Annotated in this window: 11 protein-coding genes and 1 pseudogene; 3 read left to right on the top strand and 9 right to left on the bottom strand. The window is 74.1% G+C overall.

All coding sequences use genetic code 11. The annotated features are described in order from the left end of the window. Window positions 1–59 precede the first annotated feature (59 nt). The 9 genes from ACSNN9_RS11810 to ACSNN9_RS11770 all read right to left on the bottom strand — a co-directional run bounded on the left by ACSNN9_RS11810 (window position 60) and on the right by ACSNN9_RS11770 (window position 21,022). Window positions 60–986, bottom strand: a complete 927-nt coding sequence (locus tag ACSNN9_RS11810) for an ornithine carbamoyltransferase (RefSeq protein WP_436673082.1) — start codon at window positions 984–986, stop codon at window positions 60–62. A 44-nt stretch (window positions 987–1,030) separates the two neighbouring features. After that, window positions 1,031–2,326, bottom strand: coding sequence for an aspartate aminotransferase family protein (locus tag ACSNN9_RS11805; protein ID WP_436673081.1), 1,296 nt, complete (start codon window positions 2,324–2,326; stop codon window positions 1,031–1,033). Between the two features lie 115 nt (window positions 2,327–2,441). Continuing rightward, window positions 2,442–3,227: a 2-keto-4-pentenoate hydratase gene (locus tag ACSNN9_RS11800; RefSeq protein WP_436673079.1), complete on the bottom strand. Its 786-nt coding sequence runs from the start codon at window positions 3,225–3,227 to the stop codon at window positions 2,442–2,444. Then, window positions 3,227–4,213: a class I SAM-dependent methyltransferase gene (locus tag ACSNN9_RS11795; RefSeq protein ID WP_436673078.1), complete on the bottom strand. Its 987-nt coding sequence runs from the start codon at window positions 4,211–4,213 to the stop codon at window positions 3,227–3,229. The genes ACSNN9_RS11800 and ACSNN9_RS11795 overlap by 1 nt, the downstream gene beginning before the upstream one ends. Window positions 4,214–4,254: 41 nt before the next feature. Then, complete coding sequence (gene dmpG / locus ACSNN9_RS11790) at window positions 4,255–5,286, bottom strand: 4-hydroxy-2-oxovalerate aldolase (protein WP_436673076.1); 1,032 nt, start codon at window positions 5,284–5,286, stop codon at window positions 4,255–4,257. Then, window positions 5,283–6,173, bottom strand: a complete 891-nt coding sequence (locus ACSNN9_RS11785; RefSeq protein ID WP_436673075.1) for an acetaldehyde dehydrogenase (acetylating) — start codon at window positions 6,171–6,173, stop codon at window positions 5,283–5,285. The genes dmpG and ACSNN9_RS11785 overlap by 4 nt, the downstream gene beginning before the upstream one ends. A 59-nt stretch (window positions 6,174–6,232) precedes the next feature. Next, window positions 6,233–13,357: an amino acid adenylation domain-containing protein gene (locus tag ACSNN9_RS11780; RefSeq protein WP_436673073.1), complete on the bottom strand. Its 7,125-nt coding sequence runs from the start codon at window positions 13,355–13,357 to the stop codon at window positions 6,233–6,235. Then, on the bottom strand, window positions 13,354–19,860 hold the full coding sequence (locus ACSNN9_RS11775) for an amino acid adenylation domain-containing protein (RefSeq protein WP_436673071.1): 6,507 nt from the start codon (window positions 19,858–19,860) through the stop codon (window positions 13,354–13,356). Before ACSNN9_RS11775 ends, ACSNN9_RS11780 begins: the two co-directional genes overlap by 4 nt. A 157-nt stretch (window positions 19,861–20,017) precedes the next feature. After that, window positions 20,018–21,022, bottom strand: coding sequence for a TauD/TfdA family dioxygenase (locus ACSNN9_RS11770; RefSeq protein WP_436673070.1), 1,005 nt, complete (start codon window positions 21,020–21,022; stop codon window positions 20,018–20,020). A gap of 217 nt (window positions 21,023–21,239) precedes the next feature. Here ACSNN9_RS11770 and ACSNN9_RS11765 point away from each other — a divergent pair, with 217 nt between their 5' ends. The 3 genes and pseudogenes from ACSNN9_RS11765 to ACSNN9_RS11755 all read left to right on the top strand — a co-directional run. After that, complete coding sequence (locus ACSNN9_RS11765) at window positions 21,240–21,458, top strand: MbtH family protein (RefSeq protein WP_436673068.1); 219 nt, start codon at window positions 21,240–21,242, stop codon at window positions 21,456–21,458. 20 nt (window positions 21,459–21,478) lie between these two features. Then, window positions 21,479–23,362: pseudogene (locus ACSNN9_RS11760) on the top strand (non-ribosomal peptide synthetase); the annotation flags it as partial. Then, window positions 23,359–26,394: non-ribosomal peptide synthetase (locus tag ACSNN9_RS11755; RefSeq protein ID WP_436673067.1), on the top strand; the 3,036-nt coding region annotated here is incomplete at its 3' end. The pseudogene ACSNN9_RS11760 and the gene ACSNN9_RS11755, both read left to right, overlap by 4 nt.

Genomic DNA, 26,394 nt, shown 5'->3' with positions numbered 1-26,394 from the left:
GCCCGCCGGCCGCTGCCGTGGCACCGGTCGGACAGGTGCCGCGGCGACCGGCGGCCGGCTCACCCGGCGCACCACTCCAGCGCGGCCTGCGCGCTGGACATCTTGTGCCTGGCCTGGTCGAAGGCGATGCTGCGGGGCCCGTCCAGCACCCCGGCGGTGACCTCCTCACCCCGGTGCGCCGGCAGGTCGTGCATGAACACCGCCTGCGGGCTCGCCGCCAGGACCGCCCCGTCGACCTGGAACGGCGCGAAGACTCGGCGCCAGTCCGGGTCCGGCTTGGTGGTGCCGGTGGTCTGCCAGCGGGTGGTGTAGACGACGTCGACCTCCGGCAGGTCCGTCATGTGGTGCGCCTCGGCGACTGCCGAGCCGGTCCGCTTGGCGGCCACCTCGGCGGCGGCGAGGACGTCCCGGTCCAGCCCGTACCCGGGCGGCGTGCGCAGGTACAGCCGGGTTCCGGTGAACCGGCCGAGGGCGAGCGCGAGCGCGGCGGCGGTGTTGTTGCCTTCCCCCACGTAGAGCACCCGCAGCCCGTCGACCCGGCCGAACCGCTCGGTCATGGCGCTCAGGTCGGCCAGCGCCTGCGTGGGGTGCTCCTCGGCGCTCATCGCGTTGATCACCCCCATCCGGTCCTGCGCGGCGAAGGCCCGCAGCTCGGCGATCGGGTCGGCGGTCCGGGCGACGAACAGGTCGACCATCTCGGACAGCACCCGGGTGGTGTCCTCGACCGTCTCGCCGGTGTTCAGTTGCAGATCCCCCGGGCCGTAGCTGATCAGATGCGAGCCGAGCCGCAGAGCCCCGCTGGAGAAGGCGGTGCGGGTCCGCGTCGAGGTGCGGCGGAAGTAGACCGCGGTGACCAGACCGCGCAACTGGTCGGCGGGGCGGACCCGACCGGCGGCGTGGTCGGCGCTGCGGGCCACCAGGTGCCGCAGGTCGGCGTCGCTCAGGTCCTGGATCGACAGCAGGTGACGGCGGGGACGACGGTCCATCGGGCTCCTCCGGGAACGGTCGCGGGTGGCGGGTGGCGGGTCGGTCAGCCGGCCTGGATGGCCCGGCGCAGCACGGCGAGGCCCCGCTCCAGCCGGGCGAGGTCGATGGTGAGCGGCGGCATCACCTTGATCACTTCGTCGTCGCGTCCGCAGAGCTCGACGATCAGCCCGGTCTCGAAGCAGCGCCGCTGGACCCGGTCGGCCCGCTCGGCGCCGCCGGCCGCCCGCAGGTCGATGCCGAGGACCATGCCCAGACCCCGGACGGCGAGGGCCGGCTCGCTGTCGCGCAGTTCGGCGCCGAAGCGCTCCAGCCGCCGGGCGCCGACCACGGCGGTGGTCCGGAACCCCTCCTGGCCCCAGAGTTCGCAGGCGGCGGCACCGGCGACGAAGGCGAGCTGGTTGCCCCGGAAGGTGCCCGTGTGCTCCCCCGGCGACCAGACGTCGAGGGCCGGTCGGAACAGCACCATCGACAGCGGCAGGCCGTACCCGCCGATCGCCTTGGAGACGGTGATGATGTCCGGCACCACGTCGGCGTGCTCGAAGCAGAAGAACGTGCCGGTCCGTCCGCAGCCGGACTGGATCTCGTCGAAGATGAGCAGGATGCCGTGCCGGGTGGTCAGCTCGCGCAGCCGGCGCAGCCAGTCGGCCGAGGCCGGGTACACCCCGCCCTCCATCTGCAACGGTTCGACGATCACCGCGGCCGGAAGGTCCAGCCCCGACGACGGGTCGGACAGCATCCGCTCCAGGTAGCCGATCGAGTCGAACGGTCCCGCCGGACCGTCCTCGTACGGCACGAACGTCACGTCCGCCGTGCCCACCTGCCCGGCGGCGCGGGCCCGGCGGCCACCGCTGACCGCCAGCGACCCGCGGGACATGCCGTGGTAGGCCCCGGTGAAGGAGACGATGCCGCGCCGTCCCGTGGCCCGGCGGGCCACCTTCAGCGCCGCCTCCACCGCGTCGGTGCCGGTCGGCCCGCAGAACTGCACCTTGTGGTCCAGCCCCCGCGGGGCCAGCACCTGCTCCCGGAGCCGGCTCAGGAAGGTCCGCTTCGCCACGGTGTACATGTCCAGGCCGTGCATCACGCCGTCCCTGGCGAGGTACTCCGTGATCCGGCGCTTGAGGTGGGGATGGTTGTGGCCGTAGTTCAAGGTGCCGGCGCCGCAGAAGAAGTCGGTGAACATCCGACCGTCCTCGGCGTAGAGCTCGGCGCCCCGGGCCTGGTCGAACACCACCGGAAACTTGCGGCAGTAGTAACGCACCTCCGACTCCATCGCCTCGAAGAGGGAGAAGTCGTAGGCCGCCTTGTGCGGCGGTACCGTCTCGTCCACCAGCATGGTCATCGGTCCGGGGTCTCCTCGGTCGTAGTCGTCTCGTCGTCGAACAGGTCGTCGGGTGGGTGCTGCCCGACCAGCGGGCGGTCGGTCGGCCCGGCCGGGGCCGAGGGGCCCCGCCGGGTCAGCCGCGCGTGGTCAGCGACACCGAGCCGAGGGCGCCGAAGGAGGCCCGTACGGTGTCCCCCGGCACGAGGTCCACGGCCGCCGCCCAGGAACCGGAAAGCACGAGCTGCCCGGCCTCGATCCCGGTCCCGAAGCCGGACAGGATGCGGACCAGACACGCCACGGACTCGGCCGGATGGCCCATCACGGCCGAGCCCCGCCCCTCCTGCGCGACGTGGCGGCTACGCAGCTGCATGCGCGCGTCGGCCAGGTCCGCCGTGTCGGGCGGCACGCCGGCGCCAAGGACGGCCAACGCCGACGAGGCGTTGTCGGCGACGGTGTCCACGAGGCCGATCCGCCAGTCCTGGATCCGGCTGTCGAGCACTTCCAGCGCCGGCAGGACCTCCGCGGTGACGGCCAGCACGTCGCGCGCGGTCACGGCCGGGCCGGCGAGGTCCGCCGCGAACCGGAACGCGATTTCGCCCTCGACCTTCGGGGCGATGAACCGGCTCAGGTCGAGGTCGGCCCCGTCGGGCAGCACCATCCGGTCGGTCAGGTAGCCGAAGTCGGGATGGTCGATGCCGAACATCGACTGGATCGCCTCGCTCGTCGCACCGATCTTGAGCCCGGCCAGGACCGCACCGGCCGCCAGGTCCATCTCGCGCAGCTCGCTCTGGATGGCGTAGGCGTCCGCCAGGTCGAGCTCCGGGTGGCGGACCGAGACCGGCGGCACGGCACGAAGGGTCCGCGCCGCCGTCCGCAGTTCGCACGCGAGCTCGCGGTGCAGGGACAGCGTGTCGGCCACTACCTGACCGCCACGAAGAGCCGGCCGCCGGGCACGCCGAGCGGCACGCACTCGGTCCGGGAGAAGCCCGCCGCCTGGAACGTGTCCAGCCACCGCCGCTCGGTCGGGAGGGTCACGTTCATGAAGCTGGCGTGCAGGTAGGTGAAGAGCGCGCTGAACCTCCGCTCCGCGGGGTCGGGCGCATAGGAGACCGCGTCGGCGACCGCCATGAACCCGCCCGGGGCGAGCGCGTCGCGGCAGGCGCCCAGGACGGCCTTCGCCACCGCCTCGTCCGCCACGATGTCGTGCATGACGAAGCACGCCAGCACGGCGTTCGCGCCCTCGACCGGTCCGGGATCGTCCGCGAGGGACTCGACCGTACGCTCGACGACCTGGAGCCGGTCGTCCACCCCCGCGGCGGCGGCGGCCTCCCGCGCCGCGGCACACGCGGCGCCGCTGCTGTCGAGCGCCACGGCGGTACGCGCCGGGTCCTGCCCCAGGAGCCTGATGAGCAGCCCGCCCGCGCCGGCGCCGAGGTCCGCCACGCGCAGGGCGCCGGCCGAGACGACCCGGTCGACGATCGGCGGATAGAACGCCCGCTCGCCGATCCACCGGGAGCTGACCGCCACCCGGCGCCCGTTGCGCCGGTGGACCCGGGCGGCCGCGTCGCGGTCGGCCAGGAACTCCCGGGCGTTGGCGAGGAACGGGCCGTTCGCGCTCATGGCCCAGGACACGTAGCCGGCCGCGTACCGCCGGTCCGGGTAGTCCTCGGCCGCCCGGAACCGGTCCGGGACCTCCGTGCCGACCACCAGTCCGGCGGCGACCAGCGCGGCGAGGTAGTCGTCCACGCCGGCCTGCGGGAGGTCGGCGGTCGCGGCCAGCTCCGCGGCGCTGAACGTGCCGCCCGAGTCCAGCAGCCGGTCCACTCCGATCTCCGCGCCGATCTGCAGCAGCGCGGCGACCGCGGCCAGGTCGGCCGCGCCGTCGAGCGAGGAATGGCGTTGCATTGCTCCTCCTACGTCACTTGATGCGAACCCTGACGACCCACTCACACCTGGCTGGGTGTCTCCTGCTCGGCGGCCAGCGCCATGGCGACCTCGATGATGGTGTCCTCCTGGCCGGCCACCACCCGCCGGTTGCCCAGCTCCAGCAGGATCCTGCGGGGGTCGACGCCGAAGCGGGCGCTCGCGCGCCGCACCGGCGCGGCGAACCCGGAGAACACGCCGGCGATCCCGCTGGCGATGGTGACGCTGTCGTTGGTGGGTACGTGCTTGACGAAACGCTCCTGTGCCACGTCGGCCGCGTCCAGCGCGCCGAAGAGCTGGATGCCGGTCTCGAGCTGCTCGACGTGCAGGTTGGCCGCGACGAGCTCGATCGGCGCGTTGCCCGCGCCCGCGCCGAAGCCGCGCGCGGTGACGTCGACGATGGTGGCCCCCGACTCGATCGCCGCCATGCTGTTGACGACCGACATGCCGAGGTTGTTGTGCGCGTGGAAACCGACCTCGATGTCGAGGTTCTCGACGAGCTCGCCGACCTTCTCGCGGACCTTCTCCGGCGTGTACGCGCCGGCGGAGTCCATCAGGATGACCGCCTCGGCGCCGTAGCTCTGCATGAGCCGGGCCTGTTCCACCAGCTTCGCCGCGGAGGCCATGTGGCTCATCAGCAGCATGCCCTTGACCGCGACGCCCATCGCCCTCAGCATCGTGACCTGCTGGCGGGTGACGTCCGCCTCGGTGCAGTGCGCGCCGACGCGGACCTCGTCCACGCCGCAGTCCAGCGCCGGCTTGAGGTCGCGCTCGACACTGGCGAAGCCGGGGATGGACAGTACGCCGAGCCGGGCGGTACGCAGCTCGGCCTTGGCGGCGCGCAGCATCTCGGCGTCGCTGAGCGCGGCCATGCCGACCTGGATGGACGACGCGCCGAGCCCGTTGCCGTGGCCGACCTCGACGACGTCCACGCCGGCCGCCTCGGCCGCCCGCGCGTACGCGCTGATGTCCGCGCGGCCGAGTTGGTGGGCGACGGCGTGGTTGCCGTCGCGCAGGGTCGTGTCGCAGATGCTGAGTTTCGGTGCGCCGCTCATGACCGCCGCCGTTCTGCCCGGGCCTCCGCGACCGCGAGCGCGGCGCAGGTGATGATGTCGAGGTTGCCGGCGTAGCGCGGGAACCAGTCGCCTCGGCCCTCGACCTCGACGATGATCGTGACCCGGTCCCCGACGGCCACCGGCGGGACGACGACGCGGTAGCCGGGGACGTACGACCTGATCTGTTTCTCCATCATCGCGACGGAGGCGCGCAGGGCGTCCAGGTCGATCCGTTCGGCGGTCGTCACCGCGATGGAGTTGCGCATCACGATGCCGGGCTCGGCGGGGTTGATGACCAGCACGGTCTTGGTGCGCCGCACGCCGCAGAAGTCGATGGTCGCCTGCTCGGTGGTGTGCACGTACTCGTCCAGGTTGGCCCGTGACGCGGGGCCGACGCTGGCCGAGGCGCTGGCCGAGACGATCTCCAGGTAGTCGATCCCCTCCGCGGCCTCCGCCATGCAGTGGGCCATCGGAACCGCCGCCTGTCCCCCGCAGGTGACCATGCTGAGGTACTGCTCGTCGAGGCAGTCGTCCAGGTTGAGGGCCGGCACGCAGAACTTCCCGAGGTGCGCCGGCGTGAGGTCGACGAACGGCAGCCCGGTGGGCGCGACGACCGACCAGTGGCGGGTGGCGTCCTCGGCCGAGGTCGCGTCGAAGACCAGGTCGATGTGCTCGGCGCGGGCGGCGACCGCGTCGATCCCGTCCACGCTGGTGGGCACCCCGTGGCTCTCGGCCAACTGGATGCCGGGTGACCCGGCGCGGCGCCCGGCGAACAGGACGCACTTCAGCAGGGGGGACGCCTCGACCTTCAACAGCAGGTCGGTTCCGATGTTGCCCGTGCCCACGATGGCTACCTGTAGCGGTGGTGGGCTCGTGTGGGTACTCATCCAGTTCTTCCTCTCATCCGGCCGCGCCCGGTGGGCGCGCCCGGCATCCGTGACAACGGTCAGCCCTCACCGAGCACGTCGGTGATGACGCGGGCGAGTTCGGTGACGAGCGGCGGCTTGATGACGCTGAAGTGGTCGCCCGGCACCCGGTGCACCCGCACGCCGCCGGTGCAGAGCTCCTCCCAGCGCGCCAGGTAGTCCGGGTAGCTCTGGCCGGAGGTGACCTCGTGCTGGCCGCAGGCGAGCTCGTCGCTGACGACCAGTTCCAGCCGCCCGGGCCAGGGGCGGTGCCGGTACTCGACGTCCACCTCCATGACCTCGCGCCAGATCCGGACCTGCCGGGGCCACGAGTCCCCCACGCCGCGCTCGGGCAGCGCGACGCCGGTCTCCTCGTCGACGTCGTCGACGAGGTGCTCGAGCAGGTCGAGGATCTCCCGGCGGCGTTCCGGCGTGTCGGCCTCGTCGCCACCGGTGCCCACCTCCTCGAGCAGCAGTTCGAGGCGGCGGATCAGGGCGAGCTCGCTCCAGGCGTCGGCGCGGGTGTGGATGTCCAGGCCCGGATCGAGCAGGATCAGCGTCACCTCGTGCCCGTCCTCGACCAGCCGGTGGGCCATCTCGCTGGCGATGCCGCTGCCGCCGCACCAGCTGAACAGCCGGTACGGTCCGTGCGGCTGGGCCCGGCGGAGCTCGTCGTCGTAGCGTGCGGCCATCTCCGCCGTGGTGGGCGTCCCCGCCGGGTGCGGGCCCGGCCACTCGAACGCCGCCACCGGCTGGTCCGGGTGCAGGTGCGGGGCAAGGCGCAGGTACCAGTGGGCGCTGCCGCCGCCGGGGTGCACGCAGAAGAGCGGTGGCCGGCCGTCGCCGCCGCGCCGCAGCCACATCATCGCGCCGGCCGGCGCCGCCGCCGGATCCTGGAGGGTCGCGGCCAGCCCGGCGACGGTGCGGTGTTCGACGAACGAGCCGAACGTCAGCTCGTAGCCGTGCCGGCTGCGCAGCGTCGCGGTCAGCCGCATCATCGCCAGCGAGTGGCCGCCGAGGTCGAAGAAGTCGTCGTGCACACCGATCCGCTCGATGCCGAGCGCCTCGCTCCAGGCGGTGGCGATGTGCTGTTCGACGTCCGAGCGCGGGGCGACGTACTCGACGTCGGTCACCGGCCGCGAGCCGTCCGGCGCCGGAAGGGCGGTCCGGTCGACCTTGCCGTTGCGCGTGTACGAGAAGTCGTCCACCGAGAGGTAGTGGTGCGGGACGAGGTGCTGCGGCAACCGCTCGCGCAGGAAGTCGCGCAGCGCGGCCGGGGACGCCGCCGTCCCGTTCGCGGGGCGGGTGTAGGCGACCAGCGAGGCGTCCGGGGTGCCGGCCCGGTGCACGGCGACCACCGCGGCGGCCACCGCCGGGTGGGCGGCGAGGGCGTGCTCGATCTCGCCGAGCTCGATCCGGAACCCGCGCACCTTGACCTGGTGGTCGCGGCGCCCGTGGAAGTGCAGGGTGCCGTCGGGGTCACGGGAGACCACGTCGCCGGTGCGGTACATGCGCTCGCCCGGTCGGGACGCGTACGGGTCCGGCACGAACCGCTCGGCGGTGAGTGCCGGCCGGTTGAGGTATCCGCGCACCACGCCCGCCCCGCCGAGCATCAGTTCCCCGCGTACCCCGGGGGGCAGCAGGCGCAGCTCGTCGTCGACGACGTAGGCGCGCACGTTGTCCAGCGGGAGCCCGATCGGCGGCGGTGCCGTGTCCGTGGCCCGCAGCTCCGCGATGGTGGCGACGACGGTGGTCTCGGTGGGCCCGTAGGCGTGCAGGACGCGGACCCGGTCGGCCCACCGCGCCGCCTGGTCGGCCGTGCACGCCTCGCCGCCGGTGGTCAGCACCCGCAGGCGCGGGAAGGCGGCCGGGTCGAGGCGGTCCAGCAGCGGCGGCGGCAGGGTCATGTGGGTGAGCTCGGCCGCGTGGCGGCGCAGGTCGCCGGGGTCGACGTCCGGCGGGGGCAGCACCAGCGCCGCGCCGTTGGCGAGGGCCAGGAGGATCTCCCAGACCGACGCGTCGAAGCTGGGCGAGGCGAACTGCAGCACCTCGTCCCCGGCGTGCGCGTCCAGCACCCGTCGCTGGGCGTGGCAGAAGTTGAGCACGCTGCGGTGGGTGACCGCGACGCCCTTGGGCCGTCCGGTGGAGCCCGACGTGTAGATGACGTAGGCGAGGTTGTCCCCGCCGAGCCGCACCGCCGGGGGGCGCGCCGCCCGGGGCCCGCCGTCGGCGAGGTCGGCGACCAGCACCGTGGCTGCCGTGCACGGCAGCGTCGGGGCCAGCCCGGCGTCGGTCAGCACGACCACGGGCGCCGCGTCGCGGATCATGTCGCCGATCCGCTCGGCGGGATAGGCGGGATCGAGGGGCAGGTACGCCCCGCCGGCCTTGAGGACGGCCAGCATCGCGACGATGAGGTCGCTCCCGCGGGGCAGGTGGATGCCGACGATCGTGTCCGCCCGCACGCCCAGCTCCGCCAGGCGCGCGGCGAGGGCGTCGGACCGCCTGTCCAGCTCCTGGTAGGTGAGCGTGGCGTCGCCGTGCCGCACCGCCACCGCGGCGGGCACGGCGGCGGCGCGCTGGGCGACGAGGTCGTGGACGAACGGCTCCGCCGGGAACCGCTCGACGGGCTGGTACGCCTCGACCGCCCAGGCCCGGTCGGCGGCGCTCAGGCCGACGTCCGTGTCGCCGTCGGGATCGGCGGCCATCGCCTCCAGCACGTGCCGGTAGGTCCGGGCCAGCAGTTCGAGGTACGGCCGGTCGATGTCGGCGGGCCGGGCGCCCAGGCGCAGGACTCCCGGGAAGGTCCACACGTCCAGCCCGACGCTGCTCGGGCTGAAGTCGTCGACCATCTCGACCGACTCGGCGGGACCGTCGAGCACGTGGAAGTCCAGGTACGAGAAGCCGACCCGCAGCAGTGGCGTGCCGTTGCCCCACTCCCGCTGCATGGACGGCAGCGGGTAGCGGCGGTGCGGCCAGAGGCGCGCCTCGCCGGCGAAGACGGCCTCGGCCAGTGCGCGCCAGGTGCGCGCGGAGGTGTCGGCGGCGAACGGCACGGTGTTGAGGAACATGCCGAACACCTCGTCGCCGCGCAGCCGCTCGGGGCGGCCGTTGCACAGCAGGCCGCTGAAGAACCGCCGCCGGCCGGTGACGATGCTCATCACCTTGAGGTGCGCGGCGTGCAGCACGCTCTTCAGCGAGGTGCCGGCGGCGGCGGAGAGCCGGCGCAGTCCGGGACGCAGATCGGCCCACGGCACCTCGATGACGGTCGCCGGAGCGTCCGACTCGGTGCCCCACTCCGGCGGGAGCTCGAGCCGGTCCGACCCGGCGACGGTCGCCGCCCAGAAGTCACGGTCCGGCACCGAGGCGAGGGACTCGCGCTCGCGGGCGACGAAGTCGGCGAACCGCACCGCCGGCGGGGGCGGCAGGGCGGGCCGCTCGCCCCCGCGCAGCGTCCGGTACAACGCGATCAGCATCGCCACCGTGGAGGTGTGGCTCCAGCCGTCGAGGATCGCGTGGCTCTCCGAGTGGGTCAGCCGCCATTCGGAGTCGCCGACCTGGTGCACGTGGTAGCGCAACAGCGGCGCCGTGGTGATGTCGAACGGGCGGACGCGCTCGGCCCGCAGGTGCGCGCGTACCGCCTCCTCCTGCTCGTCGGCCGGCAGCCCGCGCAGGTCGTCGTAGCCGATCGGCAGGTCGACCGACGCGTGGACGAGTTGCATCAGCTCGGAGTAGCTGGACAGGTCGAACGACGTGCGCAGGATCTCGTGCCGGTCCGTGAGCAGCCGCCCGGCCTCCCGCAGCGCGTCCAGCGAGAAGGGCAGCTGGTCGCTGATCCCGTAGCAGGAGACGTTGCGGTAGACCGGCCGGTCGCCGCCGGACAGCATCTCGAACAGCATGCCGGCCTGGTTCTGGGTGATCGGATAGGCGTCGACGAGCCCGTCCGGCAGCCGGCTGCGGTCCGCCTCGCTCACCAGCGCGAACCGGTCGACGGTGGGCTCCGCCTCCTCGGCCGGCCCGGTCGGGACGACCACGCCCGCCAGGTCGGCCACGCTCTGGTGCGTGAACAGGTCCTGGACCGACACCGCGAGACCGGCCGCGCGCAGCAGCCCCACCATCCGGATCGCCCGCATCGAGTCGCCGCCGAGCAGGAAGAAGCTGTCCGTCACACCGACCGTGTCGACGCCGAGCGCCACGCCGAACGCGTCGGCGATCCGCTTCTCGAGTTCGTCGCGCGGGGCGACGTGGCCGCCGCCCGCCCCGCCCCGGTCGGGTGCCGGCAGGGCGCGGCGGTCCACCTTTCCGCTGGCGGTCAGCGGCAGGGCGGGCAGGATCGTCCAGCGCGCCGGGACCATCGCGTCCGGCAGGCGGTCGAGCAGGTACGCGCGCACCTGGTCGACGGTCTCCGGCCCGACGAGATAGCCGACGAGCTGCTCGTCGTGCACGGCCACCGCCGCCGCGGTGACGCCGGGAGCCTCGTGCAGCACGGCCTCGACCTCGCCGAGCTCGACGCGCTGACCACGGATCTTCACCTGGTGGTCGAGCCGGCCGAGGTACTCGATGCGGCCGGAGGGCAGGTAGCGGGCCAGGTCGCCCGTGCGGTACAGGCGTCGCCCCGGCGCGGCGGCGAACGGGTCGGGGATGAACCGTTCGGCGGTCAGGGCGGCCCGGCCGTGGTAGCCCCGGGCGAGCTGCACGCCCCCGATCAGCAGCTCGCCGGGCACCCCGACCGGGGTGGGCGCCAGGGCGGCGTCGACGACGTAGGCGGTGGTGTTGGCGATCGGGCGGCCGATGGTGACCGGCTCGCCGGGCTCGCAGCGCACCGCGGTGACGTCGACCGCGGTCTCCGTCGGGCCGTACAGGTTGTGCAGCTCGCACCCGATCCGCTCGTGCACCCGGGCGGCCAGCTCCGGCGGCAGCGCCTCGCCACTGCAGAGCAGCCGCCGCAGGGACGGCAGCGGTCCGACGGGCTCGGCCAGGAAGGCCCGCAGCATCGACGGTACGAAGTGGACGGTCGTGATCCCCTCCGTCCGGATCAGCTCGGCCAGGTACGCCGGGTCGCGGTGCCCTCCGGGGCGGGCGAGGACCAACGTCGCGCCGGTGACCAGTGGCCAGAAGAGTTCCCACACCGACACGTCGAACCCGACCGGCGTCTTCTGCAACACCCGGTCCGAGGCGTCGAGCCGGTAGGCGTCCTGCATCCACAGCAGGCGGTTGACGATCGCGCGGTGCTCGATCAGGGCGCCCTTGGGCCGGCCGGTCGACCCGGACGTGTAGATGAGATAGGCGGCGTGCGCGGGCGCGACCGGTTCGGACGGCGGCGGATCGCCGGCGGGCGACCCGTGGTCCTCAGCGGCCATGAAGTCCGCCGTGATCACCAGGCGGGCGCCGGAGTCGCGCACCATGAAGGCGCGGCGCTGCGCCGGGAGGTCCGGGTCCAACGGCAGATAGGCGGCTCCGGCCTTCAGAATCGCCACCAGCGCCCGCATCAGGTCCAGGCCGCGGGGCAGGCAGACGGCCACGACGGACTCCGGTCCGACCCCGGCCCGGCGCAGGCGCCGCGCGAGGACGCCGGCCTCGGCGTGCAACCGGCGGTACGACAGCTCCTCGCCACCGAAGCGCAGCGCGACCGCGTCGGGCGTGCGGGCGGCCTGCGCGTCCAGCAGCGCGGTCAGGGTCGCGGCCGGAGGGGAGTGGTCGACGGCGGTGTCGTTCCAGGCCGCGAGCTGGGCCGTTTCGGTGTCGGTGAGCATGGGCAGCCGGGTGACCGGGGTCCCCGGGTCGGCGGCGACCGCGGTCAGCAGCTGCCGGTAGTGCCCGGCGAGGCGCCGCACGGTCGCGGTGTCGAACAACGCCGTCGGGAAGTCCAGCCCGCCGGAGAGGGAGCCGTCCGCCTCCTCGGCCAGCCCGAGCGTCAGGTCGAACTTCGCCGTGGCCGGTCCGACGGACAGCTCCTCCCCCACCAGGCCGCCGGCGTCGAAGCCGGCCGACCCGCCCTCCTGGAAGAGGAACATGGTCTGGAACAGCGGGTTGCGGGACAGGTCCCGCTCCGGGGACAACGCGTCCACGATCCGCTCGAACGGCACGTCCTGGTGCGACTGCGCGTCCAGCACCGTCTCCCGGACCCGGGCCAGCACCTCGACGAAGGTCGGCTCGCCGGAGAGGTCGGTCCGCAGCACCAGCGTGTTGAGGAAGAGCCCGACCAGGCCGTGCACCTCCAACCGGTCCCGGCCGGCGGCCGGGGCGCCCACCGCGACGTCGGTCTGCCCGGTGTAGCGGGCCAGCAGGACCTGGAACGCGGCGAGCAGCACCATGAACGGGGTGGCGTTCGACGCCCGGCCCAGGTCACGGAGCCGACCGGCGACGGCTGCCGGCACCGTGAAGGTGACCAGCCCGCCGTCCGGGTTCCACACCGGCGGCCGGGGCCGGTCGGTCGGCAGCTCCAACGGCGTCAGCCCGGCCAGCCGGTCCCGCCAGTGGTCGACCTGCCGGTCCAGCCGGTCCCCGGCGAGCCGGGTCCGCTGCCAGACGGCGAAGTCCGCGTACTGGATCGGCAGCGGGGCGAGCGGGGAGGGCCGGTCGGCGACGAACGCGCCGTACAGGGCGGCCAGTTCGCGCAGGATGATCCCCTCCGACCAGCCGTCGGAGGAGATGTGGTGCATGGCGAGCACCAGGGCGTGCTCGTCCTCGGCGAGCCGGACCAGCCGGGCCCGCAACGCCGGGCCGGCGGCCAGGTCGACCGGGTCCGGCGCGGCGAGCAGCTCGCCGAGGCGCCGCCGGGCCGTCTCCCGGTCGGTGTGGCCGAGGTCGGTCACCGCCACCTCGACCGGTGCGGGCGGGTCGACGACCTGTGCCGGCTCACCGTCGACCACGACGTACCGGGTCCGCAGGATCTCGTGCCGGGCGACCAGTTCGGTCAACGCCCGGCGCAGCGCGTCGGAGTGCAGCGGGCCGCGCAGCCGGAGGCCGACGGACATCAGGTAACCGGTGCCGCCGGGCTGCAACTGGTCGAGCATCCAGAGCCGGTGCTGCCCGAAGGACAGCGGCAGCGCACCGGTGCGCGGGGCCGGGGTGATGGTGTCGGCGCGGCGGGACTGACCGGCCCCCCGCAGGCGCCGCTCCAGCAGTTCCTGTCGCAGGGACGCGCTCGGGGTGTGGCTGGTGGTCACAGGTTTCCCTCCTTCAGCAGTTCCGCCACCTCGGCGTCGGAAAGCCGTGCGATCTCGTTTTCGATGGCCGTGTGCACCGCGTCGGCGAGGTCGGCCACGGTCGTCCGCTCGAACAGCAGGCGCAGCGGCAGGTCGATGTCGAAGCTCTGCCGCAGGTGCGCGAGCACCCGGGTGGCGAGCAGCGAGTGACCGCCGAGGTCGAAGAAGTCGTCGTGGACGCCGACCCGGTCGACCTCCAGCACGGCGGCCCAGATCCCGGCCACGGTCTCCTCCAACGGGGTACGGGGCGCCTCGTACGCCCGGCCGGGATCGGCGCGCACCGGTGTCGGGGCGGGCAGGGCCCGGCGGTCGACCTTCTTGCTGGTGGTCAGCGGCAGGGCGTCCAGCACCATCCACTGGGCCGGGACCATGTAGTCCGGCAGCCGCTCGCCCAGGTGGGCCCGGAGTTCGCCGACCGAGGGCGGGGCGCCGTCGCGGCAGACCAGGTAGGCGACCAGGCCCTTCTCCCCCGGCTGGGTCTCCCGGGCCACCACCGCGACCGCGCGGATCGCCGGGTGCTCGGCCAGGGCCGATTCGATCTCGCCGAGTTCCATCCGGAAGCCCCGGATCTTGACCTGCTGGTCGATCCGGCCGAGGAACTCGATCGTCCGGTCCGGCCGGTACCGGACCAGGTCGCCGGTGCGGTAGAGCCGGCCGCCGGGTCCGTCGCCGAACGGGTCGGGCACGAACCGGTCGGCGGTCAGGCCCGGCCGGGCCAGGTAGCCCCGGGCCAGCCGTGCCCCGCCGAGCAGAAGCTCGCCGGGCACCCCGACCGGCACCGGGTCCAGGTGCTCGTCGACCACGTAGGCCCGGGTGCCGGGGACCGGGCGGCCGATCGGCAGGGCCGCCTCGGCCCGCTCGCCGGGCGGGTCGCCGGTGACCGGGTGCAGCAGGCAGGTGACGGTGGCCTCGGTGGGGCCGTAGTTGACCAGGAACCGGCCGGGCAGTCCGGTGGCCGCCCAGCGCCGGGCGTCGGCGACGGTGACCACGTCGCTGCCGACGTTCATCAGCTTCAGCTGCCGCAGGCGGTCGTCACCGGCCGGCAGGGCGTCCATCACCTCCCGGTAGTACGCGGGCGTGATCTCCATGTGGGTGACCCGGTGCCGGGCGAGCCGGTCCGGCAGCTCGGCCGGGCTCCAGAAGAGCGGGTCGCTGACCACCAGCGTCGCCCCGGCCAGCAGGGTGGCCATCATGCCGTCCATCGCCACGTCGAAGGTGAGCGCGGAGAGCAGCACCACCCGGTCGCCGGGGGCGATGTCGTACGCCCGGGCGATGACGCCGCAGTGGTGGGCGTACGCGCCGTGCGGGATCATCACGCCCTTGGGCCGCCCCGTGGAGCCCGAGGTGTAGATGACGTAGGCGAGGTCGTCCGGCCCGGTCGACGGGTCCGGCGCGGTGCCGTCCCGACCGGCGATCACCGCCCGGTCGGCGTCCACGGCGACCACGGCCACGCCGTCGGCGGCGACCCGGTCGGCGAAGCGCCGCACGGTGACCACCACCGCCGCCCCGGCGTCGGCGAGCATGAAGTGCAGCCGCTCGGTGGGATGGTCCGGGTCGACCGGGAGGTACACCCCGCCCGCCTTGAGCACCGCGAGGAGCGTGACCACCACCTCCAGGCCGCGTTCCAGGCAGACCGCGACCGGGACCTCCGGGCGTACCCCGAGTCCGCGCAGGTGGTGGGCGAGCCGGTTGGCCCGGGTGTCCAGCTCGGCGAAGGTCAGCCGCCGGCCGTCGAACTCCACCGCCACGACGTCCGGGTGCTGCCGGACCCGCCGGCTGAACAGCTCCAGGACGCCGGCGCCGGCGGCTGCGGCGGCGCCCAGCGGCCCGGCCGGCTCGCCGGCCCACTCCCCGGTCAGGTACGCCCGCTCCGCGTCGGTGGGCAGGGTCAGGTCGCGCAGGGCGGTTCCCGGCGCGGTCGCCAACTGGCCGAGCAGGTGCAGGTAGTGCCCGGCCATCCGCTCGACGGTGCGGCGGTCCCAGAGCGCGGTGGCGTACTCGAACCAGCAGCGCAGCCGGCCGTCCGGGTGCTGCTCCACGGAGAGGGTGAGATCGAACTTGGCCACCGGGTACGCGCTGTCGACGTGCTCGATGGCGGCCGGGCCGAGGGTCGCGGTCATCCGCTCCAGGTGTTGCAGCTCGAACATCACCTGGAACAGCGGGTTGCGGGACAGGTCCCGGTCCGGCCGCAGCGTGTCGACCAGCCGCTCGAAGGCCACGTCCTGATTGCGGAACGCGTCCGTCACGGTACGGCGCACCTGGTCGAGCAGGACCGGGAAGGGCTGGCCGTCGACCAGTTCGGCGCGCATCACCAGGTTGTTGACGAAGAAGCCGAGCAGGTCCTCGGTCTCCTGTCGGGTCCGGCCGGCGACCGGGGTGCCGACGACCACGTCGTGCTGCCGGGCGTACCGGCCGAGCATGACCTGGAAGACCGCCAGCAACACCATGAACAGCGTGGCGCCCTCCCGGTTGCCCAGCTCGGCCAGCGCCCGCCCGACGTCGGTCGGTACGTCGACGACGACGTTGTCGCCGGCCGGGTCGCGCAGCACCGGGCGGGGCCGGTCGGTGGGCAGCTCCAGCGGGGTCGCGCCGGCCAGCTGTCGGGACCAGTAGGCGAGCTGGGCGTCCAGTTCGGGGCTGTCCTGGCGGGCCGCCTCCCAGGCCGCGAAGTCCGCGTACTGCACGGGCAGGTCGGGCAGGGCGGCGACCGCGCCGCCGCCGGCGTACGCACGGTAGAGGGTGTCGAGTTCGCGCAGGAGGATGTCCATCGACCAGACGTCGAACGCGATGTGGTGCACGGTCAGCGCGACCAGGTGCTCCTCGGCGGCGACCCGGACCACCTGGGCCCGGATCACGCGCTCGGCGGCCAGGTCGAAGGGACGCCTGGCCGCCGCCCGCAGCAGCGCCTCGGCGCGGTCGGCGGCGTCCGGGTCCCCGCTGAGGTCGATCAGCTCGCACCCGACCGGTGCCGGCGGGTCGACCACCTGCACGGGCTCGCCGTCGACCGAGTGGTAGCGGGTACGCAGGATCTCGTGCCGGTTGACCACCTCGTCCACCGCCCGCCGGAACACCGCCACGTCGAACGGGCCGGTCAGCCGCATCGAGATCGGGATCAGGTATTCGAGGCTGCCCGGTTCGAGCTGGTCCAGGAACCACAGCCGGCGCTGGCCGAGGGAGAGCGGCAGGTCTCCGTCCCGCGCCACCGGCAGGATCGCCGCACCGGCCGGCTCGTCGGCGGAGCCACCCGCGCCGGGGCGGGCCGCGTCGACCAGGGCGGCGAGCTCGGCGACGGTGGGGGCGGTGAAGAGCTGCCCGACGGTCAGCTCCACGTCGAGGGCCCGACGCACCCGGAGCACGCCCCGGATGGCGAGCATGGAATGGCCGCCGAGGGTGAAGAAGTTGTCGTCCCGGCCGATCCGCTCGACGCCGAGCAGCTCGGCCCAGATCCCGGCGATGGTCCGCTCGGTGTCGGTGGCCGGCGGCAGGTACCTCCGGTCGGCGCCCGGTCGGGGGCCGTCGGGCGTTGGCAGGGCCGCCCGGTCCAGCTTGCCGTTCGCGGTCAGCGGAAGGGCGTCCAGGCTGATCACGGTGGACGGGACCATCGCGGCGGGCAGCCGGTCGGCGAGCGCGTCGCGCAGTCCGCCCGGATCGATCCGGGCGCCGGCGGCGGGCACCACGTACGCGACCAGCTCGGCGTCGCCCGAGGGCGGCCGGTACAGGGTCGCCACCGCCGCGTCGACGCTCGGGTGCCGACGCAGGGCCGCCTCGACCTCGCCCGGCTCGATGCGCACCCCGTGCAGCTTGACCTGGTCGTCGAGGCGGCCCAGGTACTCCAGGCTGCCGTCGTCGCGCCAGCGGGCCAGGTCGCCGGTCCGGTACAGGCGCCTGCCCGGCGTGGCGGCGTACGGGTCGGGGGTGAACTTCTCCCCGGTCAGGGCGGGTCGCCCCAGGTAGCCGCGCGCCACGCCGACCCCGCCGAGGCAGAGCTGGCCGGCCACCCCGACCGGCACCGGCCGGTCGCCGGCGTCGAGCACCAGGACGGTGCAGCCGGGCAGCGGCCGGCCGATCGGGACGGTCCCGGTGCCCTCGTCGCCACGGTAACGCCAGGCGGTCGCGTCGATCGCGCACTCGGTGGGACCGTAGGTGTTCCAGATCTCCACGGGCAGCAGGGCGCGGAGCTGCTCGCAGAGCGCCACCGGCAGCGGCTCCCCCGCGGAGCAGACCAGCCGCAGCGCGGCGCACCCGGACAGGTCGGACTCGTGCAGCAGCACCCGCAGCACGGACGGCACCAGTTGCAGCACCGTGACGTCGTGCGCCCGCACCGCCCGCAGCATCGCGCCCGGGTCGCGGTGGGCGTCCGGGGCGGCCAGCACGACCGCGCCGCCGCTGACCAGCGGGGCCAGGAACTCCCACATGGAGGCGTCGAAGCCGAGGGCGGTCTTCTGCAGCACCCGGTCGGCGGCGGTGAGCCCGTACTGCTCGACCGACCACAGCACCCGGTTGCGGATGCCGGCGTGGGTGACCACGACCCCCTTGGGCCGGCCGGTCGATCCGGAGGTGTACATGACGTAGGCGGCGGCGTCGGGGTCGGTGGCCGGCGGCGACGCCGCGGCGCCGTCGGGGCGACCGGCCCCGACCGCGGCGTCGCGGAAGGCGTCGACGAGCACCACCGGGGCGTCACCGGCCGACAGCAGGCCCCGCAGGGCCGACTCGGTGACCAGCACCGACACCCCCGCGTCGGCGGCCATGAACTCCAGCCGGCCGACGGGCTGGTCGGGGGCGAGGGGCACGTAGACGCCGCCGGCGAGCAGCACCCCGAGCAGCGCGGTCACCAGGTCCGGTCCGCGGTGCACCGCGACCCCGACCGGGGTGCCGACGCGGACCCCGACGCTGTGCAGGTGCGCGGCGAACTCCCGGGCGCGGCCGGCCAGCTCGGCGTAGCGGACCTCGGTGCCGTCGTCGGCGATCAGCGCCGTCGCGTCGGGGGTCGCCGCCGCCTGGGCGAGGAAGAGCTCCGGCAGCCCCGGGCCCGCGGCCCGGTCGGCGCCCCGGCTCCACTCGCCGAGCACCTCCCGGCGTTCCCGGGGGGCCAGCAGGTCCAACTCGGCCAGAGGGACCCGGCGGGCGACGACGGCGGCCAGCAGATGCAGGTAGTTGGCGACCATCCGGTGCACCCGGGCGCCGTCGAACAGCGCGGTGGGGAAGACCACCTCCCCGTGGTACGAGCCGTCCGGTTGCCCGACCAGTTGCAGGGAGAGGTCGAACGCGGAGGAGGTCCACGAGGTGGGCTGCTCGGTGACGGTCAGGCCGGGCAGGGCGAAGGGGGCCGGGTCGGCGTTGTGCAGCCCGAAACCCACCTGGAACAGCGGGTTGCGGGACAGGTCCCGCTCCGGGGCCAGCTCGGCGACGATCCGGTCGAACGGCACCTCCTGGTTGTCGTAGGCGTCCAGCGTGGTCGTCCGGACCTGGTCGAGCAGGTCGGGGAAGGACGCCGGGGCGGCCAGGTCGGCCCGGAGCACGACGGTGTTGACGAAGAGGCCGACGAGGTCCTCCAGCTCGACCTCGTGCCGCCCCGCCACCGACACCCCGACCGCCACGTCGCTCTGCCCGGCGTACCGGCCGAGCAGGAGCTGGAAGGCGGCGAGGAAGACCATGAACGGGGTGGCGCCCCGGTCCGCGCCGAGTCGGGTCAGCGCCGCCGCCAGCTCCGCCGGCACGGTGAAGGTGAGGCCGTCGCCGTCGGCCTGCCACTGCGCGGGCCGGGGCCGGTCGGTGGGCAGCTCCAGCGGGCCGAGCCCGCAGAGCCGCTCCCGCCAGTAGCCGACCTGGGCGTCGACGTGCGGCCCGGACAGCCAGTTCTCGCGCTGCCAGGCGGCGAAGTCCGCGTACTGGACGGGCAGCGGCGGCAGCGGGCTGGGCCGGCCGGCGAGGAACGCCCCGTAGAGGGCGTGCAGTTCCCTGGCGAGGACGCCCCAGGACCAGCCGTCGAAGGCGATGTGGTGCACCACGAACAGCAGGACGTGGTCGTCCGCCGCGCAGCGGATCAGCCGGGTCCGCAGCGGTGGGTCCTTGCGCAGGTCGAGCGGGACGTCGAGGGCCGCGGCCACCACCTCGTCGAGGCGGCGGTCCCGGTCGTCGGCCGGCGAGTCGCTCAGGTCGACGAGTTCGATCTCGACCGGGCCGGGCGGGTCGATCACCTGCACGGCACGCCCGTCCACCGTGTCGTACCGGGTCCGCAGGATCTCGTGCCGCGCGCTGATCTCGGTCCACGCGGCCCCCAACGCCGTGGTGTCGAGGGGACCGCGCACCCGCACCGCCTGGTGCAGGAGGTACTCGCTGGCGCCGGAGCGGAGCTGGTCGACGAACCAGAGCTGCTCCTGCGCCGACGACACGGCGTAGCCGTCCCCGTGATCGGGTGGCACCGCCCCGCCGGTGCCGACGTACCGGCTGTCGCCGTCTGTCATGGGTCTTCGCCTCCGTGTCCAGGCCGGGCATCGCTGCGATGCCGTGGAGAGTTGCCGTTGCCGGGTGGGCGACGCCGCCGCCGTGCCGGGATGGGTGCGGAACGGGCCGCCCGTCGGTCCGGTGTGCGAAGGGGGCCCTCCGGCACACCGCCGACGGTCAGCCCGGGGCGGTGCCGGCCGCCGCGAGCGCCGCGCGGTACGGCTCGGCCATCGCCACGGCGATCCGCCGGTCGCCGGTGAACGGTTCCCGGGCGTGCGCGGCGAGCATGTTGTCCACCACCAGCACGTCGTCGCGCTGCCAGTCGAAGCGCCGCTGGGCCGCCCGGTAGCAGTCCCGCAGGTGGGCCACCACGTCGTCCGGGATCCGCCCACCGTCGCCGTAGTAGGTGTTCGTGGGCAGCTCGGTCTCGTCGAACAGCTCCCGCAGCCCGGCGCAGACCTCCCCGGCCAGCGTGGTCACGTGGAAGAAGGTCACATGGTTGAACCAGAGCAGCTCGCCGGTGCCCGGGTGCCGGTGCATGGCGGCGCGTCGGGCCCGGGTGCGCGGCCCCGAGCTGGTCCACTCCACCTCGATGCCGCTGCGGGCGCAGTAGCGCGACACCTCGTCCCGGTCGTCGGTGTTGAACGCCTGCTGCCAGGGCACGCCGAAGCCCTCGTGGAAGTTGCGCACCACCATCCAGCCCCGGGCGACGAACTCGTCACACACCGCCGGGTCGATGGCCTGGCGCACCAGGCGGGTGTCGGCGAGCGGCGTGGCGCCCATGGTGGCCGGCGTACGCAGGCAGTGGAAGTACAGGACCATCGGCCAGTCGGCCTGGTAGGAGTTCTCGTTGTGCAGGAAGATCTCCTCGGCCGGCGGATGGTCCGTCGAGGTGTAGACCTGCCCCTTGATGGTGCTGCGGGGCGACGAACGCTCGACGTAGTCCAACGGCTCCCCGGAGAGCGCGCGGACCACCCCGTCGAAGCCGTCCACCCCGCCGACGTCGAACCCGCGCAGCAGGACGGCCCCGTGCTCCCGCAGCCGGGCCCGGATCGCGGCCCGGTCGGCGGCCAGCCGCCCGGCGATCGGCTCCCCCGGCGTGCCGGCGGTCAGGACGAACGGAAGCGCCTTCTCGGCCGACCCGCGCGGCAGCGGCGGCACCGTCATCCGGGGCGTACTCATCGCTTCTCCTGTCGGCCGCTGGGCTGGCGGTTGCGCGGCAGGGCTCAGCCTCTCCGCTGAGGCATGAGTCAGAAAGAGAATCCCCGGCAAGGCTCGTACGCGTTTTTCTGCCGGTTCTTCTCTACGGCCGGCGATGGCGTCCCGGCAGGGTGTGACCGGCAGTGGGACCAGTGTCGTGTCGTACGACACGGCTGCCCTTTCCCGATGAGGAGCCGGCATGTCCGACGAGAACACCGATGAGCGCACGTACCGGGTCGTGGTGAACGACGAGGAGCAGTACTCGATCTGGCTGGGTGACCGGGAGCTGCCGCTGGGGTGGCGCGCGGAGGGCACCGAGGGCACCCGCGAGGAGTGCCTGAAGCGGATCGACGAGGTGTGGACCGACATGCGCCCGCTCAGCCTGCGCCGGCGTATGGAGCAGGCGGCGGGCCGGTAGTCGTGACCGCCATGGCGAAGCTGACCGCGACCGACGGGCACCGGGTCCCGACGGAGTGGAACGACACCGAGGTCGGGTACCCGGCCGACCAGTGCCTGCACGAGCTGGTCGAGGAGCAGGTACGGCGTACCCCGGACGCGATCGCCGTGGTGTCCGACGAGCGGACCGTCCGCTACGCCGAGCTGAACCGCGAGGCCAACCGGCTCGCCCACCGGCTGCGGGCGGCCGGAGTGCGTGCGGAGTCGGTGGTGGGCGTGTGCCTGCACCGGGGAGTCGACCTGGTGGTCGCGCTGCTGGGGGTGCTCAAGGCGGGCGGCGCCTACCTGCCGGTGGACCCGGACCAGCCGGCGGACCGGATCCGCTACCTGCTCACCGACTCGACGGCGGCGACCGTCGTCACCGGCCCGGGTGTCGACCACGGGCCGCTGGCCGCCGCCACCGGCGCCCCGGTCCGGGTCGACGACGACCACCGGGGGCTGCCGGACGACGACCCGGAGCCGGTCGCCGGCCCGGCCAACGCCGCCTACGTCATCTACACCTCCGGCTCCACCGGCCGCCCGAAGGGCGTGGTCGTGGAGCACCTGTCGATCGTCAACCGGGTGCGCTGGAGGCCGGACGCCCGGGGCGCCGACGGCGGCGTGGTGCTCCAGAAGACGCCGTTCGGCTTCGACGTCTCCGTGTGTGAGCTCTTCTCCCCGCTGACCACCGGGGCGACCCTGGTGATGGCCCGTCCCGGCGGGCACCGCGATCCGGCGTACCTGGCCCGGGTGGTGGCCGAGCGCGGGGTCACCTCGATCCGCTTCGTGCCGTCGATGCTGCGTGCCTTCCTGGACGTGCTGCCCGCCGGCCGCACCAGCCTGCCGTCGGTGCGGCAGGTTCTGTGCAGCGGCGAGGCGCTCCCCGCGGACCTGGTGGCCGCGGCGCACGACCGGCTCGACTGCGAGGTGTTCAACCTGTACGGGCCGACCGAGGCGGCGGTCGAGGTGACCAGCACCCGCTGCCTGCCCGGCGAGGCGGTGACCATCGGCCGGCCGGTGGCCAACACGCGCACGTACATCGTGGACGGCGAGCTGCGGCCGGTGCCGGTCGGCGCGCCCGGGGAGCTGCTGCTCGCCGGGGTCCAGCTCGCCCGGGGCTATCTCGGCCGGCCGGGCCTGACCGCCGCCAGCTTCGTCCCCGACCCGTTCGCCGACCGGCCCGGACAGCGCGTGTACCGCACCGGGGACCAGGCCCGGTACCTGCCCGACGGCAGCATCGAGTACCTGGGCCGGCTGGACCACCAGGTGAAGATCAGGGGCTTCCGGATCGAACTGGGCGAGATCGAGTCGGTGCTCGGCCGGCACCAGGCCGTCCGCGCCGCCGTGGTGGACGTGCACCACGGCGCGGTCGGCGGCCCGCAGCTCGTCGGGTACCTGCTGCCGGCCGGCCCGGAACCGCCCGACCACGCGGCGGTCCGCGCGTACCTGGCCGAGCGGCTGCCGGACCACATGGTCCCGCGGAGCTGGGTGACCCTCGACCACCTGCCGGTGACCGGCAGCGGAAAGGTCGACCGCCGGCGCCTACCGGCGCCCGCCCCGGCCGGGCCGGTGACCGACGGGCCGACGGCGGCCCCGCGTACCCCCACCGAGCAGGCCGTCGCCGAGGTGTGGACCGAGGTGCTCGGCGTCGACCGCTGCGGGATACACGACGACTTCTTCGACCTCGGCGGTCACTCCCTGCTGGCCACCCAGGTCGTCGCGTTGCTGCACGAACGGTTCCCGGTCGACCTGCCGGTCAGCGCGGTCTTCGAGGCACCGACCGTGGCAGAGCTGGCGACGGTGCTCCAGGAGGCCGTCGAGGAACGGGTGGCGGAGATGTCCGAGTCCGAACTGGAGACGATGTTGGCGCAGGTGGGCAAGGAGTGAAGAGTCCCGAGGGTCCGTCCCGATCCGTCCCCGCTGCGGCTCCCGGCGGCGCCGCCACGGATCCCGCGCACACCCCGCCGGTCCCCGCCACCGGCACCCCGCCCCCGACCTCGACCGACGCCCGCCGTCGGGCGCTGGTGGAGGCGCTGCTGGCCGGGCGGGCCCCGGACCGGTCGCGGGCCACCCCGCACGCGCCGCAGCGGCCGGCAGGTCCGCTGCCGCTGTCCTATCCGCAGCAGGGGGTGTGGCTGCTCGACCAGATCCGGCCCGGCGGCGCGGAGTACGTCGTGCCGTTCAGCTGGCGGCTGACCGGAGCGCTGAACCCGGTGGCCCTACGCGACGCCTGGCGGGAGGTGGTCCGGCGCCACGAGGTGCTGCGGACCCGCTACCAGGTCGTGGACGGCCGGCCGAGCCAGGTGGTCGGCCCGGCCGAGCCGGTCGAGCTGCCGGTCACCGACCTGAGCGGCTGCGTCCCGTCGCAGCGGCGGGGGCTGCTGGACTCGCTGCTCCGCAACGAGGCGAGCGTTCCGTTCGACCTGGGTCGGGACGCCCCGCTGCGGGTCCGGCTGGTCCGGCTCGCCGAGGACGAGCACGTCATGGTGCTGGTCGTCCACCACATCGCGTTCGACGGCTGGTCGGTCGGCGTGCTGGCCCGGGAACTCGGCGCGCTCTACCCGGCGCTGGCCGCCGGCGAGCCGTCCCCACTCGCCCCGCTGCCGATCCAGTACGCGGACTTCGCGGTGCGGCAGCGGGAGCGGGCGGCCGGCCTGACCGCGCAGCTCGACCACTGGCGCGACCGGCTGGCCGGCCTCGTGCCGCTGGAGCTGCCGACCGACCGGCCCCGCCCGCCGGTGCAGGACCCCCGGGGCGCGACGCTGCCGTTCACCGTGCCGGCCGACCTCGGTGGCGCCCTCGCCGCCCTCGGGCGGCAGCACCGGGCGACCCCGTTCATGGTGCTGCTGGCCGTGTTCCAGGTCCTGCTGGCCCGCTACACCGGGCAGACCGACGTCGCGGTGGGCACCCCGGCCGCCGGGCGTACCCGCCCCGAGGTCCAGGACCTGATCGGGTACTTCGTCAACACGCTGGTGCTGCGGACCGACCTCTCCGGCGAGCCGACCTTCGTCGAGGTGCTGGCCCGGGTCCGGGAGACGGTGCTGGACGCGCAGTCGCACCAGGACGTGCCGTTCGAGCGGATCGTGGACGCGTTGTCCCCGGAGCGGGACCTGTCCCGCAACCCGCTGTTCCAGACCATGTTCGTGATGCAGAACGCCACGGCGGCCGACTTCGCCGGGGCGGGACTGCACGCGCGGCAGGTGCCGACGCTCTGGCACACCGCCAAGTTCGACCTGACCATGCAGATGACCGAGGAGGCGGACGGCTCCTTCTCCGCCGTGGTCGAGTACGCGACGGCGTTGTTCGACGGCGCGACCGTGCGGCGCCTCGCCGGGCACTACCGGCAGCTGCTGACCGCGGTCGCCGCCGACCCGGACACCCCGGTCACCCGGCTGCCCATGCTCACCGACACCGAAACGGCCCAACTCGCGGCCTGGAACGACACCGCCGTCGACCACCCCGGCGAGACCCTGCTCCACCGGCTGGTGGAGGCGCAGGCGGACGCCACCCCCGACGCGGTCGCCGTGCTCGACGAGCACCACGAGCTGACCTACGCCCAGCTCGACGCCCGCGCCAACCAGCTCGCCCACCGGCTGATCGCCCTCGGTGCCGGCCCCGAACGGATCGTCGCCGTCAGCGCGCGGCGCCGCGTCGCCCTCACCGTGGCCCTCCTCGCCGTCCTCAAGACCGGCGCCGCCTACCTCCCACTCGACCCCACCCATCCCGTCGACCGGCTCCGCTGGATGCTCACCGACACCGGCAGCCCCGTCACCCTGGTCGACACCCCCGACCAGCACGACTGGCACCCGGGCCCGCGGGTCCACCTCGACGACCCCACCCTCGCCGACGAACCCACCGGACGACCCGGCGTCAGCACCGACGACCGCAACCCCGCCTACCTGATCTACACCTCAGGCTCCACCGGCCGCCCCAAGGGCGTCCTCATCGACCACCGCGCCATCGTCAACCGGCTCCGCTGGATGCAGGACACCTACCGCCTCGACCACACCGACCGGATCCTGCAGAAGACCCCGCACACCTTCGACGTCAGCGTCTGGGAGTTCTTCTGGCCCCTGACCACCGGCGCCGCCCTCGTCATGGCCCGCCCCGACGGGCACCGCGACCCCACCTACCTCGCCGAGACCATCGACCGGCGGCGCGTCACCACCATCCACTTCGTACCCTCGATGCTCCGCGCCTTCACCACCTACCTCGCCACCACCCGCACCGCCCTGCCCCACCTGCGGCGCGTCATCTGCTCCGGAGAGGCCCTCCCGGACGACCTCGCCATCGCCGTGCACACCCACCTCGACGTCGAGCTGCACAATCTCTACGGTCCCACCGAGGCCGCCGTCGACGTCACCGCCACCCCCGTCCACCCGGGCCGCACCGTCACCATCGGCGCGCCCATCGCCAACACCGGCGCCCACATCCGGGACCCGTGGCACAACCCGGTCCCCGTCGGCGTCCCCGGAGAACTCCTCCTCACCGGCGTCCAGCTCGCCCGCGGCTACCACGGCCGACCCGCCCTCACCGCCGAGCGCTTCACCCCCGCCCAGGACGGCCAACGCGCCTACCACACCGGCGACCTGGCCCGATGGCGCCCGGACGGCACCATCGAGTACCTCGGCCGGCTCGACCACCAGGTCAAGATCCGCGGCAACCGCATCGAGCTCGGCGAGATCGAGGCGACCCTCGCCGACCACCCCACCGTCCACACCGCCGTCGTCCACCCCCACGGCCCGACCGACGACCGGCAACTCGCCGCCTACCTCACCGCCGCCGACGGCCACACCGTCGAGCACGACACCCTGCGCGCCCACCTGCGCGCGCAGCTGCCCGAGTACATGGTCCCCACCCACTGGATCACCCTCGCCGAGCTCCCCCTCAGCGCCAACGGAAAGATCGACCGCAAGGCC

It is taken from the genome of Micromonospora sp. URMC 107, from assembly GCF_051386315.1.
Taxonomy (GTDB): Bacteria; Actinomycetota; Actinomycetes; order Mycobacteriales; family Micromonosporaceae; genus Micromonospora.
Note: the sequence above shows the minus strand (reverse complement) of the source record. Positions and strands in the feature narration are given on the sequence as shown.